This is a genomic window from Pseudomonas sp. lyk4-R2A-8 (assembly GCF_030209095.1).
In the GTDB taxonomy this organism is placed as follows: Bacteria; Pseudomonadota; Gammaproteobacteria; order Pseudomonadales; family Pseudomonadaceae; genus Aquipseudomonas; species Aquipseudomonas quebecensis.
The window spans coordinates 132,001-151,287 of the sequence record NZ_JARVSS010000005.1 but is presented as its reverse complement, the minus strand read 5'-3'; the positions used below and the strand labels follow the sequence as shown (position 1 = coordinate 151,287).

The following is a 19,287-nucleotide window of genomic DNA, read 5'->3' as shown; positions in this document are numbered from 1 at the left end:
TTGCCGATCGCACTAACCGGCACACTGGCCTCAGCAAGCAGCTTGAAGGTTTGGTCACCCTCGATATGCATCGCTCTCACAAGGCCCTCTGCCCCGATCCCGTCACGGCTGGATCGGGGCTTTTTTTGGCCTATTTCCTGGGCGGCAAACCGATGACACGGCCGAGCAGGGCCGGGCGCGGCAGGTCGGCCTGCTCGGTGCATAGGGCCGCGATTTTTTCCAGTGTCGCCTGGGCGAACGGCGCCGAGTGCGGCCCGGCCAGGTCGACATGCAAGAGCATCTGTTCGTTGCCGGCCAGTTCCTGCCCATCCCCGACCCGATGCAAGCTGTGATACAGGTGCAGGCGCTTGGCGTCATGGGCGATCAGTTGCGTATGCACTTCAACCTCGGCACCGAGTGTCACTTCGTGCAGGTAGTTCAAGTGCAGCTCCAGGGTGAACAGAGAATGGCCGCTGGCTTCGCGGTTTTCACTGTCCAGGCCGAGGGTGTCCATCAGTGCGTCGGTGGCGTAGCTGAAGATCAGCAGATAGAACGCGTCGCGCAGGTGGCCGTTGTAGTCCACCCAGTCGGGATGGATCTGTGTGGTGTAGGTCGTGAGTGCGGGCATTGTCTGCATTCCATTATTCGGCGAAGGTCATGCCGTGCCTGGCCTTGGTGGTTTTCACCGCTTCTAGCACCGCCAGCAGGCAATCATCACGATAGCGCTCCAGCGCCGCAATGCTGTGGGTACCCAGTTGAGCGCTGGTGCCATCGACCACGTCGTCGATCAGCTTGTCCGTCAGTTCCGGCGCCGGCAGGTAGGTCCACGGCAACTGCAGCGCCGGGCCGAACTGGGCCATGAAGTGGCGCATGCCCGCATCGCCGCCCGCCAGGGTATAGGTGAGGAAAGTGCCCATGAACGACCAGCGCAGGCCAGCGCCAAAACGGATCGCGTCGTCGATTTCGCCGGTGGTCGCCACGCCGTCGTTCACCAGGTGCAATGCCTCGCGCCACAACGCTTCAAGCAAACGGTCGGCGATAAACCCAGGGACTTCCTTGCGCACATGCAAGGGGCGCATGCCCAGGGATTCATACACCGTGATCGCCGCCTGCACCGCCTCGGGCGCCGTGTGTCTGCCGCCGACCACTTCCACCAGCGGCAGCAGGTAAACCGGGTTGAACGGGTGGCCGACCACGCAGCGCTCCGGGTGGGTCGAGCCCTCGTAGAACTCACTCGGCAACAGCCCCGAGGTGCTCGAACCAATCAGTGCATCGGGTTTGGCCGCCGCGCTGATCTGGCGGTGCAGTTGCAATTTCAGCTCCAGGCGTTCGGGGGCGCTTTCCTGGATGAAGTCGGCGTCTTTCACGCACGCTTCGATGGTGGCGACAAAGCGCAGGCGGTCCTGGGACGCGCCGGGGGCCAGACCGCTTTTCTCCAGAGCGCCCCAGGCATTGGCGACGCGTTTGCGCAACGCGGCTTCGGCGCCGGGCGCCGGGTCCCAGGCCACCACATCCAGCCCGTGAGCCAGGGCGCGGGCCACCCAACCGCTGCCGATAACACCGCTGCCGAGGGCGGCGAAGGTTTTGATCTCAGTGATAAAGCGCATGGCAAATTCCTAAAGAGTTCGATGATCGCGTGTGGCAGGGGCGGTGGGTCAGCCGCGCTGGGTGAGGCCCATCTTCACGCGCCCTTCGGCCGGGGTCATGACCCGCGCACCCAGGCGGCTGAGGATTTCGCCAGCGCGTTCGACCAGCTGGCCGTTGGTGGCGAGCACGCCTTTGTCCAGCCACAGATTGTCTTCCAGGCCTACCCGCACGTTGCCGCCCAGCAGCACCGCTTGGGCGGCCATCGGCATTTGCATGCGGCCGATGCCGAAGCCGGCCCACACCGCGTTGGCGGGCAGGTTGTCGACCATGGCCTTCATGGTGGTGGTGTCGGCCGGTGCGCCCCAGGGAATGCCCAGGCACAGCTGGAACAGCGGGTCGTCGAGCAGGCCTTCCTTGATCATCTGCTTGGCGAACCACAGGTGGCCGGTGTCGAAGATCTCCAGCTCGGCCTTCACGCCCAGTTCCTGGATACGTTTGGCGCCGGCGCGCAGCTGTGCCGGCGTGGACACATAAATCGTGTCGCCATCGCCGAAGTTCAGGGTGCCGCAGTCCAGGGTGCAGATTTCCGGCAACAACTCTTCGACATGGGCCAGACGCGTCAGCGGCCCGACCAGGTCGGTGTTGGGGCCGAATTCCATCGGGTTTTCGCCGCCGCCGATCTCCAGGTCGCCGCCCATGCCGGCGGTGAGGTTGACGATAATATCGATGTCGGCCTCGCGGATGCGCTCCATCACTTCGCGGTACAGCGCCACGTCGCGGCTGAATTTGCCGGTCTGCGGGTCACGCACATGGCAATGCACCACGGTGGCGCCGGCTTTGGCCGCTTCAACCGCCGCCGCGGCGATCTGTTTGGGGGTGACCGGCACGTGGGGGCTTCTGCTGGTCGTGTCGCCAGCACCGGTGAGTGCGCAGGTGATGATGACGTCGTGGTTCATGGGGCAGGTTCCTTACAGGCGTGGTGATGCCGTTCGCGGTCGTCAGTGACCGCGAAACGGTGATTCGAAAAAGGTTATTTGCTGGTCAATTGCAGGTTGGCCGCCGCTGGTTTGCCATCGAAGGTGGTCACGCCTTCCAGCCAGCGCGCCTGGTCCTGCGGGTGGTCCTTGAGCCACTGCCGGGCGGACGTGAGGGCGTCCTTGTGATCCAGCAACGGCTGCATCATCCGGCTCTCGTCGGCGGCGGTGAAGGTCAGGTTGGTCAACAGTTTGTGCACGTTGGGGCATTGTTCGGCGTAGTTGGGCGACGTGACGGTCCACACCGTGGCCATGCCTTCGTTCGGGCCCAGGGCGTCGTCGCTGCCGGTGAGGTAGGTCATGGCAACGTTGACGTTCATTGGGTGCGGCGCCCAGCCGAAGAACACCACGGCTTCCTTGCGGCGCACCGCGCGGTCGACGGCGGCGAGCATGCCGGCCTCGCTGGATTCCACCAGCTGGAACTTGCCCAGGCCGAACTGGTTCTTGGCGATCATCGCCTTGATCTGCGTATTGGCGCCCGAACCGGGCTCGATGCCGTAGATCTTGCCGCCCAGTTCCTTCTCGAACCTGGCGATGTCGGCGAAGCTCTTCAAGCCTTTGTCGGCCAGGTAGGTCGGCACGGCGAGGGTGGCGCGGGCGTCTTGCAGGCTGGGTTTGTCGAGCACCTTGACCTGCTTGGCGTCGACGAATGGGGTGATGGTCTGGGTCATCAACGGGTTCCAGTAACCGAGGAACAGGTCCAGGCGCTGGTCACGGATGCCGGCGAAGATAATTTGCTGGGAGGCGCTGGTTTGCTTGGTGGTGTAGCCGAGGCCATCGAGCAGCACTTGGGTCATGGCGCTGGTGGCGATCACATCGGTCCAGTTCACCACGCCCATGCGCACGTTCTTGCAGGAGGCGGCATCGGCCGCGAGAACGCTGGTGCTCAAGATGGCGCTGGCGCTGAGTGCGAACACGCAGCGGCGAATCAGTCGGTTCATGGTGGAGCCCTCGGCAGGTCGTTATTGTGGTTGCCGGTGTCTTTGTGCACCGTGATGCCACGTTACGCAGCTTGTGAGGCGACAAAACGCACGGCGGCGACCGACTCTTGCACTGCAGCGACCTGCCCCCTTGAAACCACCCCTGAACGGGAGTATCACAGTGCCACGCTGGCCGTCCGATGAGAGCGCCACCATGTCCCAGGATGTCTACTTTTTGCTGATGCCGGGTTTCTCGGCGATGGGCTTTATCTCGGCCCTTGAGCCGCTGCGGGTGGCCAACCGTTTTCGCGGTGAGCTGTACCGCTGGCATGTACTGAGCGCCGACGGCGGCGCGGTGCTGGCGAGCAACGGCATGTCAGTCAACGCCGACGCCGCGTTGGAACCGCTGAAAAAGGGCACCACGCTGCTGGTCGTCGCCGGTTTCGAGCCCCTTCAGTTCGCCACGCCTGCGTTGGCACACTGGCTGCGCCGTCTGGATCAAGACGGCGTGACCCTGGGCGGTATCGACACCGGTGCCTGTGTGCTGGCCGAAGCCGGCTTGCTTGACGGTCACCGCGTGACCCTGCACTGGGAAGCCATCGACGCCTTCAAAGAGTCCTATCCGCACCTGGCGGTGACCCAGGAGCTGTTCGAAATCGACCGGCGCCGCATCACCTGCGCCGGTGGCACCGCTTCCATCGACTTGATGCTCGACCTGATCGCCCAGGCCCACGGCGCCGACCTGGCGATTCAGGTGTCCGAGCAGTTCGTGCTGGGCCGCATTCGCCCACGCAAAGACCACCAGCGCATGCAGATCGCCACGCGCTACGGCATCAACAATCAGAAACTGGTGCAAGTGATCGGCGAGATGGAACAGCACACCGAACCGCCCCTGAGCACATTGGCTCTGGCCGAAGCGATCAAGGTCACGCGGCGGCAGTTGGAGCGATTGTTTCGCCTGCACCTGAACGACACGCCGAGCAACTTTTACCTGGGCCTGCGCCTGGAAAAAGCCCGGCAACTGCTGCGCCAAAGCGGTTTGAGCGTGTTGGAGGTGAGCATTGCCTGCGGGTTTGAGTCGCCGTCGTATTTCACGCGCAGTTACCGGGCGCGGTTTGCCAAATGCCCCAGGGAGGACCGGCGGCGGGAGCCGGTTTGACGGGCAATTATAGTCGATTATACTCGTGGCTATAATTTATAGGCGTTTCAATAATTTGGTATAAGCCATGTCCAAGCTCAGCGGTTTTGTGTTCCGCCGTCCCGCGCTGGCCAGCAGCATTGCCGATGGCCTGGTGGGCGCCGGCCTTCAGGATTTCACTTCTGGCCTGTTTCTCGCCGCGCCACGTCGCACTGGTAAAAGTACGTTCTTGCGCGAAGACCTGATCCCGGAGTGCCAGCTGCGCGGTTGGCTCACCGTGTATGTGGACCTGTGGGCCAACAAAGAAAAAGATCCCGCGGAGTTGATCGCCAGCGCCATTGCCGCCGCGCTTGCACCCTACGAAAAGTGCATTCGCAAGCTGGCCAAAAACCTTGGCATCGAAAGGTTGAGTTTTCTGCGGACCCTGTCCTGGGACTTCAGCAAGCCGCAATTGCCGGTGGGCGCGACCTTGACCCAGGCGTTGGAGTTGCTCCACCACGCGGCGGAAAAACCCGTCGTGCTGGTGATCGATGAAGCCCAGCATGCCTTGACCAGCGATTCGGGGATCAACGCCATGTTCGCGCTCAAGGCCGCCCGGGATCAGCTCAACCAAGGGCGTGACGAGGAGGGCAGCGGTCTGCATTTAGTCTTTACCGGTTCCAACCGCGACAAGCTGGCCTATCTGGTATTGGGTAAAAGCCAGCCGTTTTTTGGCTCCAGCATCACGCCGTTTCCGCTGCTGGGCAAAGCCTTCACCCAGGCGTACACCACACACCTCAACGCGAACCTGGCCCCGACCAACCAATTCAACGCGGCCGATATCGATGAAGCCTTCGAGTTGGTCGGCCGCCGACCTGAGATGCTGCGCACGATCATCGGTGAAGTAGCGCTGGAGTTGGGCGAGGCCAGCAACTTGGGCCAGTTGCTGCACAGTCGCGCCGAACTGCTGCGCGCAGGTGTGTGGACCGAATTCGAAAGCGCCTGGAACGCCCTGACCATCCCGCAACGCGCCGTCCTGCAGGTGATGGTGGAGCGCTCGCTGAACAACGAGCCTTTTGCGCCGTTTACCGACAGCACCCTCACTGCGGTCAGCAAGGCGTTGGAGGATATGGGCAGTGACGTGGTGCCGGGCACCCAGACCATCCAGGCCTGCATCGATGCTCTGCGCGACAAGGAACTGGTGTGGAAATCGGGTCGGGGCGGGTACGCGCTCGAAGACAAATCATTCGGCGAGTGGCTGCGCTACAAGCGCCATACCCAACACTAAAAACAACACATATCCAATGTGGGAGGGGGCTTGCCCCCGATGACGGACTGTCAGCTGATACAACGTTGGCTGACCCACCGCTATCGGGGACAAGCCCCCTCCCACATTGAATTTCGGTGTGGCTTATTTTTTTACCAACGCCGAACACGCAGCCTTATAGGCCTCATGCTGATACTTGTTCAGCGTCGCGGGGAGTTCAAAATTGTGCTTCTTGTTCTGCGCATTGATGGTCTGCGGCGACAGCAGTGTCACCTCCACACCGTCGAGCAACTGAAACACTCCCTCGATCTTGAACGTCGTCGGCCCACCGGCGAATTCACCTTTTTTGCTGCGTTTCTTGATGGCGATGCGAGTAATGGCATTGTCCTGCACAAACGCCTTCGCCTGCGCGGCGAAGGCTTTGACGTTAGTCGCGTCGTCGTCATCTTCCAGAGCGATTTTTTTGGTGGCCAGGGCGACATGGGTCAGCGCCTGGTTGTCGAGGGAGGCGAGGGCGATGATGGCTTCGCTGCCTTTGATTTCGATGCCGCAGAGAGTCATAACGTTGCCTTGGTAAATGTGGGTACCCAAGGTTACCAGGGTTCGCGTGGGCGCAAGACCGTCGGTCGTGAAGTACGTCTGACCTGTTATTTTTGACAGTAGACCGCGTTGCCACAATGCTCGTAGATTTTCTGAGTGAGCCAATTGGTGGCTTTCACGTTGTTCGGTGGCTTTCAGATAAGGGAGTTATGCAATGAACATTCGCAAGGAAATTCGAGCAATGACGGCTGCGGAGAAGCTCGAATTTACATTGACGTTACTGGAGATGAAGAAAAGTGGTGCTTATGACAAATATGTTCATTGGCATCATGAAGTCATGGTCCCCACGGTCTATCCAAATGAACCTCAAGACCCCAACTACCGTAATGGTGCTCATCGTGGCCCGGCATTCTTGCCGTGGCATCGTGAAATGTTGATGCAGTTTGAGAAGGACCTTCAAGCCATCAAGCCAGATATTACGCTGCCTTATTGGAACTGGACCCTGGACGCGCAAGCTCCGGAGCTTTCACCCCTGTGGGACCAGGGCTTCCTGGGTGGCAATGGCGACGCTGCTGATGAGTTTCGGGTGCAGGATGGGGTCTTTGCCCATAAATATGGGAATTGGAACGTGCCTTCTTACCCGAACGAAGGGTTGCCTGGGCCTGGGTTAAAGCGTCAGTTCGGCACAGTGATCGGCTCATTGCCCACCGAAGACGATTTGAGAATGGCTATGAGCGAGGCGCTTTATGACGAGCCGAATTACAATTCGGGGCCGTTCACCCGAGGGTTCAGAAACCGTCTGGAAGGCTGGATCGTGAAACGTGGTGACCCGAATGTCGTTACGCTCGGCTCGCAATTGCATAACCGAGTACATCTTTGGGTAGGGGGCAATATGTTACCCATGACCTCGCCCGACGATCCGGTTTTTTTCCTGCATCACTGCTTCGTCGACAAGATCTGGGCGGACTGGCAGGCGCAGAAAATGCTGGATGAACCGGATCTTGCCCCGCATTACTGCCCCATGGAGCAAGGCCCGCCCGGGCACAACTATGAGGATGTGCTCAAACCATGGACTCGGCGTATCAGCGAAGTGATGGATATTACGACGTTAGGCTACAGCTATGCACCAAGCCGACCATTGACGAAAAGTCCTTTTAAATCGCCTTTCATGGCGTGACCACTGCCTGTCGCTCCCGCGCTTTGGCTGCGGGAGTGGCGCTTACTCCTGCCCGATCGACTCCAAAAATTCCGACCGCTCGTCACTCATCCGCGCCAGGCAGTCGTTCTGCGCAATCGCGTAGTCCTTGGTGCCGGGCTTGGCCGGGAAGGTGTCCACGGCGCAATCGGCATCCCGCAGTTTTTCCCACTTCTGCTGGGCATCCTTCAGACGAGCGGTAATGTCGGCCAGTTGGGTCTTGTTGCTGCCATAGGTCGAACCCATGCGTTCGAGCAGGCTCTGGTAGTTGTCCTTGAGCAATTGCTCGGCGGTGGTCTTGTTGTAAGTGGCGCATTCCAGGGTTTGTTTGTCGTTCTCGATGCCGTCGCAGGGCGTGTTGTCGGTGTCTTCGGCCGCGTGGACGCCGGTTGCGATGAGTGCCAAAGCCAGGAAAATCGATTTCATTGCGCCGTCTCATATCAGTTGATGGCCGAATTCTGGCTCAAGCGTAAGACAAAGAACAGCCACCCGTCAGACGCGTCTATACAGCCTTTGTCGTGGATTGACGCTTTCGGCAATTCCCCTGTCGTTTTTGCACCCGGTCCGTTCAGCCCCTGGGCATATGCTGGCCCCAAAGCGCCGGCAGACGATTCGGCGCATGAATCGCCAATAAGGGGACGCCTGATGAGCCCAGCCGAATTGCACGCCGACAGCATCGTTATCGACGGGCTGATTATTGCCAAGTGGAACCGCGACCTGTTCGAGGACATGCGCAAAGGCGGCCTCACCGCCGCCAACTGCACCGTGTCTGTGTGGGAAGGCTTCCAGGCCACCATCAATAATATCGTGGCCAGCCAGACCCTGATTCGCGAGAACAGCGACCTGGTGATTCCGGTAAAAACCACCGCCGATATCCGCAAAGCCAAAGAGCAGGGCAAGACCGGCATCATCTTCGGCTTCCAGAATGCCCATGCGTTCGAAGATCAGCTCGGCTATGTGGAGATCTTCAAGCAGCTCGGCGTTGGCGTGGTGCAGATGTGCTACAACACCCAGAACCTGGTCGGCACCGGTTGCTACGAGCGCGACGGCGGCCTGTCGGGTTTCGGTCGTGAAATCGTCGGCGAGATGAACCGCGTCGGCATCATGTGCGACCTGTCCCACGTGGGCTCCAAGACCAGCGAAGAAGTCATCCTCGAATCGAAAAAACCGGTGTGCTACTCCCACTGTCTGCCGTCGGGCCTTAAGGAGCACCCGCGCAACAAGTCCGATGAAGAACTGAAGTTCATCGCCGACCATGGCGGTTTTGTCGGCGTGACCATGTTCGCGCCGTTCCTGGCCAAGGGCATCGACTCGACCATCGACGACTACGCCGAAGCCATCGAATACACCATGAACATCGTCGGCGAAGACGCGATCGGCATCGGCACCGACTTCACCCAGGGCCATGGCCAGGATTTCTTCGAAATGCTGACCCATGACAAAGGCTACGCCCGGCGCCTGACCAGCTTCGGCAAGATCATCAACCCGCTGGGCATCCGCACCGTGGGCGAGTTTCCCAACCTCACCGAAACCCTGCTCAAGCGCGGCCACAGCGAGCGCGTAGTGCGCAAGATCATGGGCGAGAACTGGGTCAACGTCCTTAAAGACGTGTGGGGCGAATAAGCCGCCGCTCTCCTTATCCTTAACCCGTTGCCAGTCGCGCAGCGGGCATCAACACGAATTTTCTGGAGTTAAGTTTCCATGGCCAAGATCGCCCCGCAATTGCCTATCGAAGTCGACAGCGAAACCGGTGTCTGGACGTCCGATGCCTTGCCGATGCTGTACGTGCCGCGTCATTTCTTCGTCAACAACCATATGGGCATCGAGGAGGTGCTGGGCGCCGAGGCCTATGCCGAGATCCTCTACAAGGCCGGCTACAAATCCGCCTGGCACTGGTGCGAAAAAGAAGCCGAGTGCCATGGCCTGGAAGGCGTCGCGGTGTTCGAGCACTACATGAAACGCCTGTCGCAGCGTGGCTGGGGCCTGTTCAAAATCCAGGACATCGACCTGGATAAAGGCACCGCCAGCGTCAAGCTGGAGCATTCGGCGTTCGTCTACGTCTACGGCAAGGTCGGGCGCAAGGTCGACTACATGTTCACCGGTTGGTTTGCCGGCGCCATGGACCAGATCCTTGAAGCACGCGGCAGCAAGATCCGCACCGTCGCCGAACAAGTCTACGGAGGCTCCGAAGAGGGCCACGATGATGGTTTGTTCACCGTCAAGCCGTTGTAAGCCGAGGACCGTGCCATGGCTTTCGAAGCAATGTTTGCGCCGATTCAGATCGGCAAACTGACCATCCGCAACCGCGTACTCAGCACTGCCCACGCCGAGGTGTATGCCACCGACGGCGGCATGACCACTGACCGCTATGTGAAGTACTACGAAGAGAAAGCCAAGGGCGGTATCGGCCTGGCGATCTGCGGCGGCTCCTCGGTGGTGGCCATCGACAGCCCCCAGGAATGGTGGAGCTCGGTGAACCTGTCCACCGATCGCATCATCCCGCACTTCCAGAACCTGGCCGACGCCATGCACAAGCATGGCGCCAAGATCATGATCCAGATTACCCACATGGGCCGTCGCTCGCGCTGGGACGGCTTCAACTGGCCGACCCTGATGTCGCCGTCCGGCGTGCGTGAGCCGGTGCACCGTGCCACGTGCAAAACCATCGAGCCGGAAGAGATCTGGCGCGTGATCGGCAACTACGCCCAGGCCGCGCGCCGCGCCAAGGCCGGTGGTCTGGACGGCGTGGAGTTGTCCGCCGTGCACCAGCACATGATCGACCAGTTCTGGAGCCCGCGCGTCAACAAGCGTACCGACGAATGGGGCGGCACTTTCGAAGGCCGCATGAAGTTCGGCCTGGAAGTGTTGAAGGCCGTGCGTGCCGAAGTGGGTGACGACTTCTGCGTGGGCATGCGCCTGTGCGGCGACGAGTTCCACCCGGACGGCCTGTCCCACGAGGACATGAAACAGATCGCCAAGTACTACGACGACACCGGCATGCTCGATTTCATCGGCGTGGTGGGCTCGGGTTGCGATACGCACAACACCCTGGCCAACGTGATCCCGAACATGAGTTACCCGCCGGAGCCGTTCCTGCACCTGGCGGCCGGGATCAAGGAAGTGGTCAAGGTCCCGGTGCTGCACGCGCAGAACATCAAGGACCCGAACCAGGCCACGCGTATCCTCGAAGGCGGCTACGTGGACATGGTCGGCATGACCCGTGCGCACATCGCCGACCCGCACCTGATCGCCAAGATCAAGATGGGCCAGATCGACCAGATCAAGCAGTGCGTCGGCGCCAACTACTGCATCGACCGCCAGTACCAGGGCCTGGACGTACTGTGCATCCAGAACGCCGCGACCTCCCGTGAATACATGGGCGTGCCGCACATCATCGAGAAATCCACCGGGCCGAAACGCAAGGTGGTCGTAGTGGGCGCCGGCCCGGCCGGGATGGAAGCGGCGCGCGTGGCCGCCGAACGTGGCCACGACGTAACCCTGCTGGAGAAAAAAGAATTTATCGGCGGGCAAATCACCACCGCCTCCAAAGCCCCGCAACGCGACCAGATCGCCGGTATTACCCGTTGGTTCCAACTGGAACTGGCGCGCTTGAAAGTCGACCTGCGTCTGGGCGTGGCGGCCGATGCCGAGACCATCCTGGACCTGCGTCCGGACGTGGTGGTGCTGGCCGTCGGCGGGCACCCGTACATCGAACAGAACGAACACTGGGGCGCCGCCGAAGGGTTGGTGGTCAGCAGCTGGGATGTGCTCGATGGCAAAGTCGCGCCGGGCAAGAACGTGCTGGTGTACGACACCATCTGTGAGTTCACCGGCATGTCGGTGGCGGACTTCCTGGCCGACAAAGGCTGCCAGGTGGAAATCGTCACCGACGACATCAAGCCGGGCGTAGCGATTGGCGGTACGTCGTTCCCGACCTACTACCGCAGCATGTACCCCAAGGAAGTGATCATGACCGGCGACATGATGCTGGAAAAGGTCTATCGCGAGGGCGACAAGCTGGTGGCGGTGCTGGAGAACGAATACACCGGCGCCAAAGAGGAGCGGGTGGTCGATCAGGTGGTGGTCGAGAACGGCGTGCGTCCGGACGAAGCCATTTACTACGGGCTCAAGGAAGGTTCGCGCAACAAAGGCCAGATCGACGTGGAAGCCTTGTTCGCGATCAAACCGCAACCGTGCCTGAGCGAACCGGGCGAGGGCTACTTGCTGTTCCGCATCGGTGACTGTGTGGCGCAGCGTAATACCCACGCTGCCATCTATGACGCCCTGCGCCTTTGCAAGGATTTTTAAAAACAGCCGCAAGCCACAAGCTTCAGGCAGCAAGAAAGAGCAATGGGTGACCGCTTTGACTTGCCGCTTGTAGCTTGAAACTTGCCGCTTGAGGCCACCTCAATGTTGAACACCTTGCTGCCTATTCTCTTGTTTGCCGCCCTGGGCCTCGCCGTCCTCGGCGCCCTGCGCCGGGTAAACATGTGGCGCCGTGGCCGCGCGTCCAAGGTCGACCTGCTGGGCGGCCTGCTGGCCATGCCCAAGCGCTACATGGTCGACCTGCACCATGTGGTCGCCCGCGACAAATACATCGCCAACACCCACGTCGCCACGGCGCTGGGCTTTGTGCTGTCGGCGCTGCTGGCGATCCTGGTGCACGGCTTCGGCCTGCACAATCGCATCCTCGGCTACGCCTTGCTGCTGGCTTCGGTGTTGATGTTTGTCGGCGCCACCTTCGTGTACCTGCGGCGGCGCAACCCGCCGTCGCGCCTGTCCAAAGGCCCGTGGATGCGCCTGCCGAAGAGCCTCATGGCATTCTCGGTGAGCTTCTTCCTGGTGACCCTGCCGGTGGCGGGCATCCTGCCGGCGGACTTCGGCGGTTGGTTGCTGGCTGCGCTGCTCAGCGTGGGCGTGCTGTGGGGCGTAAGCGAGATGTTCTTCGGCATGACCTGGGGCGGGCCGATGAAGCACGCCTTCGCCGGTGCCCTGCACCTGGCCTGGCACCGCCGCGCCGAACGCTTCGGCGGCGGTCGCTCCACCGGTTTGAAACCGCTGGACCTTAGCGATAAAACCGCGCCCCTGGGCGTGGAAAAGCCCAAGGATTTCACCTGGAACCAACTGCTCGGTTTCGACGCCTGCGTGCAGTGCGGCAAGTGCGAAGCGGCGTGCCCGGCGTTCGCCGCCGGCCAGCCGCTGAACCCGAAAAAGCTGATCCAGGACATGGTGGTCGGCCTGGCCGGCGGCACCGATGCCAGGTTTGCCGGCAGCCCGTATCCAGGCAAGCCGATTGGCGAACACAGCGGTAACCCGCACCAGCCCATCGTCAATGGCCTGGTGGACGCCGAGACCCTGTGGTCGTGCACCACCTGCCGCGCCTGTGTGGAAGAGTGCCCGATGATGATCGAGCACGTGGACGCCATCGTCGACATGCGCCGCCACCTCACCCTGGAAAAAGGTGCCACGCCGAACAAGGGCGCCGAAGTCCTGGAAAACCTGATCGCCACCGACAACCCCGGCGGTTTCGCCCCGGGCGGTCGCCTGAACTGGGCGGCGGATCTGAACCTGCCGCTGCTCAGCGAAAAAGGCAGCGCCGACGTGCTGTTCTGGGTCGGCGACGGCGCTTTCGACATGCGCAACCAGCGCACGCTGCGTGCGTTCGTCAAAGTGCTGAAAGCGGCCAAGGTCGACTTCGCGGTGCTCGGCCTGGAAGAACGCGACAGCGGCGACGTGGCCCGGCGCCTGGGCGATGAAGCGACCTTCCAACTGCTGGCTTCGCGCAATATCCAGACCCTGGCCAAGTACAGCTTCAAGCGCATCGTCACTTGCGACCCGCACAGTTTCCATGTGCTGAAAAACGAATACGGCGCCTTCAACGGCAACTACCTTGTGCAGCACCACAGTACGTTCATGGCCGAGCTGATCGGCGAGGGCGCGCTGAACCTGGGCCAGCACAAAGGCAACAGTGTGACCTACCACGACCCGTGCTATCTGGGCCGTTACAACGGTGAGTACGAGGCCCCGCGCCAAGTGCTGCGAGCCTTGGGCATTGAGGTCAAGGAGATGCAACGTTCGGGCTTCCGTTCTCGCTGCTGCGGCGGTGGCGGCGGCGCGCCGATTACCGACATCCCAGGCAAGCAACGGATCCCCGACATGCGCATGGAAGACATCCGCGAGACCGGCGCCGAACTGGTGGCGGTAGGGTGCCCGCAATGCACCGCGATGCTCGAAGGGGTGGTCGAGCCGCGCCCATTGATCAAGGACATCGCCGAACTGGTGGCCGACGCCTTGCTTGAGGAGGCTCAACCGGCCAAGTCACCGACCAAGCGTGAACCTGCGGAGGTGCACTGATGAGCGACATAATCCGCCGCGACCCACGGGCCGAATGGATCGCCCGCAACCGCCTGCACCCGCTGCATGCGGCGATGCAGCCGCTGCAACACAGCTGGATGGGGCCTAACGGCGTTATCCGCAAAAACGTTCATGGCGTTGGTTTTATTGGCCCCAACGGCATCAAGCGCATCGACCGCAGCGGCGCCCAGCAGGGCGGCGCCAGCAAGCGTACCGCGGCCGCCGAAGTGCAATTGCCGCTGCATCAGATTGCGGCGCCTGCGTTCTACATCAACGTAGTGCCGGACATGGTCGGCGGCCGCCTGAGCAGTCACGACCGCGACCTGCTTGGCCTGGCGCGGCAACTGGCCGGCAACGACGGCGCGGTGCTGGCGGTGGTATTTGGCGAACACAAGGAAAGCGCGTTTGCCACCGCCGGTGTCGACCGCCTGCTGGTGCTCGACGGTGCCGAATTCGACGGTTATTCGCCGGAACAGCGGGTGCAAGGCCTGCGGGCTGTGGATAACCAATTCAATCCACGCCACTGGCTGCTGCCGGACAGTCGCAGCGGTGGCGGTGAGCTGGGCCGGCGTTTTGCCGCCAGCCTCAAGGAACGCCCGGCCACGCGCGTCTGGCAGATCAAGGACAACACCTGCATCGGCCGCGCCGGTGCCGGCCAGGAGGATTTGGCGCGACCACTGCCACGCCTGGTTCTGGCCGCCGCCGAATGTGCCGACCCGGTCAGCGAAACCCGCCATGAAGTGTTGCCCGTGGAGTTATCCACAACCCTGGCGCGCAGCCTGCCGCGCATCGAGGATCTCGGCGCGGTGGCGGTGGACCCGGCGGCAATCCCCATGGCCGAAGCCGAGTTTATTTTCTCCGGCGGCAACGGCGTCAAGGACTGGGCCCTGTTCCACCAGACCGCCGCCGCCCTGGGTGCCACCGAAGGCGCCTCGCGGGTCGCCGTGGACGATGGCTTTATGGCGCGTGATCGCCAGGTCGGCGCCAGCGGCACCTGGGTAACGGCGCGGGTGTACGTAGCCGTGGGGATTTCCGGGGCGATCCAGCACCTGCAAGGCATCGGTGCCTGCGACAAGGTGGTGGCGATCAACCTCGACCCAGGTTGCGACATGATCAAGCGGGCCGACCTGTCGGTGATCGGCGAGAGCGCCGCGATACTGCATGCCTTGATCGATGCGGTCGAGGCCTACCGCAACGGCGCCAAGCGCGACGCGGCTTGAGGATATGAGCATGACCACGAATGTAATCAGCCTGGTGTCCGTCGGCGCCCACCCCACTTCCGGGCGCCCGCGCCGTGCGGAGCAGGATGCCCGTGCGGTCGAGCTGGGTCTGCAACTGGCTGGGGATAAGTTGCAGGTGCTGCATGCCGGCGACATCGCCGAGCCGACCCTGCGCAGCTACCTGGGCATGGGCTTGCCGCAGTTGCATGTGCTGGAACAACCGGAGGGCAGCGATGCGTTGCCGGCGCTCAGCGAGTACCTGCGCGATGCCGGTGCCCAGGTGGTGCTCACCGGCAGCCAGGCCGAAACCGGCGAAGGCTCGGGTATGTTGCCGTTTCTGCTCGCCGAGCAATTGGGCTGGCCGCTGATTGTCGGGCTGGCGCAGGTGGAATCCATCGACGGGGGCGTGGCCCATGTGCTGCAAGCCTTGCCACGCGGCCAGCGGCGGCGCTTGAAAGTACGCCTGCCGTTTCTGGCCACGGTGGACAACGCCGCGCCCAAACCTCGGCAAAGCGCCTACGGCCCGGCACAGCGCGGTGAGTTGGCAGCCCATGAGGTCGAGGTTCATGCCGATGAGTTATTCACAGGCGCCGTGCTGCAACCGGCCAAGCCTCGTCCAAAACGCCTGAAGGTGATCAAGGCCAAGAGCGGGGCTGACCGCATGAAGGCGGCGACGGCCAAGGCCAGTGGGGGCGGAGGGCAGGTGCTCAAAGGCGTCAGCGCAGAAGAAGGCGCCCAAGCCATCCTCAAACTGCTCATAGAAGAAGGCGTTGTGCGCTGACCCGCTGTGGGAGCCCAGTGAACCTCGTTCCCACGCTCTGCGTGGGAATGCCTCCATGGACGCTCCGCGTCCCGGCAAGCACGCAAGATTTGAACCTTGTGCATCTTGTGACGCAGAGCGTCACGGGCTGCGTTCCCACGCGGAGCGTGGGAACGATCGATGCTCAGAAGCCGAGGACGCTCCGCGTCCCGGCAAGCACGCAAGATTTGAACCTTGTGCATCTTTGTGACGCGGAGCGTCACGGGCTGCATTCCCACGCGGAGCGTGGGAACGATCTGCGCTCAGATACTGAGATTGAGCCCCCTCCCACATTGTGATCTCCATCAGAATCTTAGGTTAAGGGGGGGCTGGCGCAGGCTTGGGTACCAGGTCCGGCAGCGGCGGCGGCAGCGGCTGCCAGGTGGCATCCGGTTGTTGCATCGGCGGTGGCAGCGCCGGCGCAGGGTCGCCCCCAATTGGCTTGAGAATCATTTTTTCGGTGGTGTCGCGCAGGATCATGCCCTGCGTCGAACTGCGCGCCTCGGTGCCGCTGTGAAAGGTGCTGATCTGGGAAATCGGCAGGTCCAGGTTGCGTTCGATTCTCGGGGTCAGCAACAGGATAATCTCGGTTTTCTGCTGAGTGTTCTGGTTGGAGCCAAACAGCTTCTTACCGATCCACGGGATCTGGCTCAACCACGGCAAACCCGAGCCCTCGTCGACGTCCGCCGTGCGAATCAGCCCCGAGACGATCTGGGTTTCATTGTTGCGCGCGGTCAGCAAGGTCTTGGTGGCCCGTGAGCCGAGCTCGAACGTAGCCGGTACATGTTCCGAGCCGGCAATGCGCTTGGTGATATGGCTCATTTCCACGCTCAGCTCCAGGTTCACCTCATCGCTCAGGCTGATATTGGGCTTGACCGTGATCTGCAACCCCACGTCCTGGTAAGACACCGACGAGGTGGTGATCTGGTTGGCGGTGGTGGTGGTGACCACAGGGATCTTGTCACCGATGTTCACCTGGGCTTCTTCACGATTGCGCACCCGCACCCTGGGGTTGGCCAGGGTCACGGTGTTACCGCTGCGTTGCAGCATATTGATGCGTGCCGAGGTGCTGCCCGAGTCGAGCAGGATGTTGTCGCCATTGATCCCCCGCAACGCGCTGATCGGAATGCCCGCCAGCCCGGCAGGTACGTTGGCGAGGTTGCCCACGGATAAGCCGATGCTCTCCGGGTATTGGATGCCCAGGTTCAATTCGTCGGTCAGGCTGACCTCCAGCACCTGGATGTCGATGGTCACTTCCGACTGTGCGATATCGATGGCCTCCACCAGTTTTTCCACGGCGCTCAGGGTGTCGAGGCCGTCGCGCACAATCACGGCGTTCAAACGCTCATCCACCAGCACTTCCTTGGGCTTGAGGGCTTGCTTGATCTCGGCGCCCACCACCTTGGGGTCACTGTGGCTGAGGTAAAACGTGCGCACTGCCAGCTCGCGGTATTCACGTTCTTTGTCCGGGCGGCGCGGGTAGACCAGGATGGTGTTGGCGTTGAGGATCTTCTTCTCCAGGCCCTGGGTGGTCAGCAACAGGTTCAGTGCGTCCTCGGCGGTGGTGCGACTGGCGGTCATGCTGGCCGATGCGCTGGGATTGACGTCCTTGTCGATCACAAAATTGACCCCGGACAGCCGCGCGATCGTCTCGAAAATCGTGGACAGGCTCTGGGCGCTGAACTCCAGGCTCAAAGGTTTGCGCATGGCTTCGGAGAGGTCCGCGCTGAGATAGTCGGCGCTGACCAACTCACGGGTCAGGGCGTTACGAAAGTCCAGGGCCTCTCGGTAGTTAGGCTTTTGCGCGATGATCCGGCGCACCAGGTTGAGCGCTTCCACCGGGTTGGAACGCTTCATGTCATAGGCCCGCGCCAGCTGCGGGCGCAGGTGCTTCATCGCCTGGATGTTCTGGATTTCCTGGCGCGCGCCGAGGTTGCCGGGGTCATATTTGAGGATGGTTTCCAGGGCGCGGATGGCGGCGGTATCGTCGCCACGCATCAGCGCGGTGCTGGCTTCGCGGCTATATTGGGCCACCAGCAGTTCCAGCCTGCTGAACTGCGCGGTGCGCAGCTGAATATCGTCGGGATCCTGTTTGGCTTCGGCCTGCAGCACCTCGACCGAACGCACGATGTCGCCTTGTTTGCGTAACTCATCGCTTTGCCTGATCGCCCGCTGGGTGTCGCACGCACTCAGTGCGAACAGCGCCAGGCTCAAGGGAATCCATCTAAGCGGCATAAGCGTGCCCCTCCCGGGTCAGTGCTTGTCCAGGCGCAGGGTGCTGACCTGCTTCAACGGCAGGTAGGTCAGCACCACGGCGGTGTCGGTGAGTTTGTCCAAGCGGTAGTGGGCGTCCAGCATCTTGCCGGGCACGATGCGCCCGGGCACCGAGCATCGGTTGCACAGGGTGTACTGTTTGCCATTGCCGCTGAGCACGACGATGTTCGCCTGGTTCTCGTAGCGCCATTGCGCGCTGACCGTGAAGGGCAGCGCCGGCGGCGTGGGCGCTGTGTTAACCACCGGCGCGGGAGCAGGCGGTGGCGTCCAGGTTTGTACGGGGAACAAATCGATCTTCGCCAGGGGCGTTTCGGCAATGGCGGCGGGCGCCGGTCCAGTCGGCGCCGGTGTGGCGGTGACAGGGGCCGCAGCGTGGTCGGGAGGTGCGGGTTCGTCCTGCCAGAACAGCCAGGCGCAACCGATCAACGTCAGCAGCAGGAAGAGGCGCAGGTACACCGGCAGCTTCATTCCACCACCCCCAGGACGCTGATTTTAAGGTCGATGATGAGTAGGCCGCTGGCGATGTCCTTGCGCTCCAGGGTCAGGTTTTCGATGCGCACCGCCGGCTCCTTGGCGATATCCGTCAAGGCTTCGCGCAGGAGAAAGTAGGGGCCGGAAAGAGGGATCTGCGCATCCAGGCGCTGCAATCCGGTATCCCCCGGCGTGGAGTAGGCCAGGGTGGTTTGCTCAATGATGAAACCGCGCTGGCTCAGCAGGCCCAGCAGTTTTTCCAGGCGCGGGGCAAAATCGTGTGCCGTGGGTAATGCCTCGACCGCCGCCGGTTCAGTTACCTGAACCGCCTGGGGCTGTTCGTCGATACCCGCTTGCAGCGCCTGGCGTCGCTGGCTGTCGGCGCTGCTTGCCGGCTGAATCACCGCCACCTCAATCAGCAGCGTCGCTGCCATTCCCCCCACGGCCAGCAGGCCCCAGAAGCCCAGGCGCTGGCGCGTTTGCATCAGGTACCAACGCAGGCGCGGCAAGTGGCGAGTGAGGGCATCCAT

The 19,287-nt window shown here is 62.1% G+C and carries 18 protein-coding genes; 9 read left to right on the top strand and 9 right to left on the bottom strand.

All coding sequences use genetic code 11. The features are described from left to right. Window positions 1-130: 130 nt before the first annotated feature. From QRN10_RS06800 to QRN10_RS06785, 4 genes are all read right to left on the bottom strand, one after another. Window positions 131-607 (bottom strand): thioesterase family protein, encoded by a 477-nt coding sequence (locus QRN10_RS06800; protein WP_253509662.1) that lies wholly within the window; start codon window positions 605-607, stop codon window positions 131-133. Between the two features lie 13 nt (window positions 608-620). Then, window positions 621-1,586: an L-carnitine dehydrogenase gene (locus tag QRN10_RS06795; protein ID WP_253509661.1), complete on the bottom strand. Its 966-nt coding sequence runs from the start codon at window positions 1,584-1,586 to the stop codon at window positions 621-623. Between the two features lie 48 nt (window positions 1,587-1,634). After that, entirely contained in the window at window positions 1,635-2,522 is an 888-nt protein-coding gene (cdhC, locus tag QRN10_RS06790; RefSeq protein WP_181080708.1) for a 3-dehydrocarnitine:acetyl-CoA trimethylamine transferase CdhC, read from the bottom strand. Between the two features lie 74 nt (window positions 2,523-2,596). Next, complete coding sequence (locus QRN10_RS06785; RefSeq protein WP_253509660.1) at window positions 2,597-3,541, bottom strand: choline ABC transporter substrate-binding protein; 945 nt, start codon at window positions 3,539-3,541, stop codon at window positions 2,597-2,599. A 193-nt stretch (window positions 3,542-3,734) separates the two neighbouring features. Here QRN10_RS06785 and QRN10_RS06780 point away from each other — a divergent pair, with 193 nt between their 5' ends. Continuing rightward, a complete protein-coding gene (locus QRN10_RS06780) occupies window positions 3,735-4,679 on the top strand; it encodes a GlxA family transcriptional regulator (RefSeq protein ID WP_285428064.1) in 945 nt (314 codons plus the stop codon). Between the two features lie 67 nt (window positions 4,680-4,746). Next, window positions 4,747-5,925, top strand: coding sequence for an AAA family ATPase (locus QRN10_RS06775; RefSeq protein ID WP_285428062.1), 1,179 nt, complete (start codon window positions 4,747-4,749; stop codon window positions 5,923-5,925). 123 nt (window positions 5,926-6,048) lie between these two features. Here the strand turns inward: QRN10_RS06775 and QRN10_RS06770 are convergent, their stop codons facing one another. Further along, window positions 6,049-6,465, bottom strand: a complete 417-nt coding sequence (locus tag QRN10_RS06770) for a DUF3010 family protein (RefSeq protein ID WP_285428061.1) — start codon at window positions 6,463-6,465, stop codon at window positions 6,049-6,051. 193 nt (window positions 6,466-6,658) lie between these two features. On the opposite strand from QRN10_RS06770, the gene QRN10_RS06765 reads away from it, so the two are divergent. Further along, complete coding sequence (locus QRN10_RS06765; protein WP_181080712.1) at window positions 6,659-7,621, top strand: tyrosinase family protein; 963 nt, start codon at window positions 6,659-6,661, stop codon at window positions 7,619-7,621. A 42-nt stretch (window positions 7,622-7,663) separates the two neighbouring features. On the opposite strand, the gene QRN10_RS06760 is transcribed toward QRN10_RS06765, so the two are convergent. Then, window positions 7,664-8,065 (bottom strand): lysozyme inhibitor LprI family protein, encoded by a 402-nt coding sequence (locus tag QRN10_RS06760; protein WP_181080713.1) that lies wholly within the window; start codon window positions 8,063-8,065, stop codon window positions 7,664-7,666. A 219-nt stretch (window positions 8,066-8,284) separates the two neighbouring features. On the opposite strand from QRN10_RS06760, the gene QRN10_RS06755 reads away from it, so the two are divergent. From QRN10_RS06755 to etfB, 6 genes are all read left to right on the top strand, one after another. Further along, window positions 8,285-9,262: a dipeptidase gene (locus tag QRN10_RS06755; protein ID WP_015373138.1), complete on the top strand. Its 978-nt coding sequence runs from the start codon at window positions 8,285-8,287 to the stop codon at window positions 9,260-9,262. Window positions 9,263-9,340: 78 nt separating this feature from the next. Further along, on the top strand, window positions 9,341-9,871 hold the full coding sequence (locus QRN10_RS06750) for a DUF5943 domain-containing protein (protein ID WP_008083165.1): 531 nt from the start codon (window positions 9,341-9,343) through the stop codon (window positions 9,869-9,871). A 15-nt stretch (window positions 9,872-9,886) separates the two neighbouring features. Beyond that, entirely contained in the window at window positions 9,887-11,947 is a 2,061-nt protein-coding gene (gene dgcA / locus QRN10_RS06745) for a dimethylglycine demethylation protein DgcA (protein ID WP_285428060.1), read from the top strand. 102 nt (window positions 11,948-12,049) lie between these two features. Continuing rightward, on the top strand, window positions 12,050-13,993 hold the full coding sequence (gene dgcB / locus QRN10_RS06740) for a dimethylglycine demethylation protein DgcB (RefSeq protein WP_285428059.1): 1,944 nt from the start codon (window positions 12,050-12,052) through the stop codon (window positions 13,991-13,993). After that, window positions 13,993-15,213, top strand: coding sequence for an electron transfer flavoprotein subunit alpha (gene etfA / locus QRN10_RS06735; protein ID WP_266247182.1), 1,221 nt, complete (start codon window positions 13,993-13,995; stop codon window positions 15,211-15,213). Before dgcB ends, etfA begins: the two co-directional genes overlap by 1 nt. Window positions 15,214-15,223: 10 nt before the next feature. Beyond that, complete coding sequence (gene etfB / locus QRN10_RS06730; protein WP_285428058.1) at window positions 15,224-15,994, top strand: electron transfer flavoprotein subunit beta; 771 nt, start codon at window positions 15,224-15,226, stop codon at window positions 15,992-15,994. Between the two features lie 336 nt (window positions 15,995-16,330). On the opposite strand, the gene QRN10_RS06725 is transcribed toward etfB, so the two are convergent. The 3 genes from QRN10_RS06725 to QRN10_RS06715 are packed head-to-tail and all read right to left on the bottom strand — an operon-like array spanning window position 16,331 to window position 19,287. Continuing rightward, window positions 16,331-18,247, bottom strand: coding sequence for a secretin GspD/PilQ domain-containing protein (locus QRN10_RS06725; protein ID WP_285428057.1), 1,917 nt, complete (start codon window positions 18,245-18,247; stop codon window positions 16,331-16,333). A gap of 18 nt (window positions 18,248-18,265) precedes the next feature. After that, window positions 18,266-18,754: a hypothetical protein gene (locus tag QRN10_RS06720; RefSeq protein WP_285428056.1), complete on the bottom strand. Its 489-nt coding sequence runs from the start codon at window positions 18,752-18,754 to the stop codon at window positions 18,266-18,268. Then, window positions 18,751-19,287: a hypothetical protein gene (locus QRN10_RS06715; protein WP_285428055.1), complete on the bottom strand. Its 537-nt coding sequence runs from the start codon at window positions 19,285-19,287 to the stop codon at window positions 18,751-18,753. Before QRN10_RS06715 ends, QRN10_RS06720 begins: the two co-directional genes overlap by 4 nt.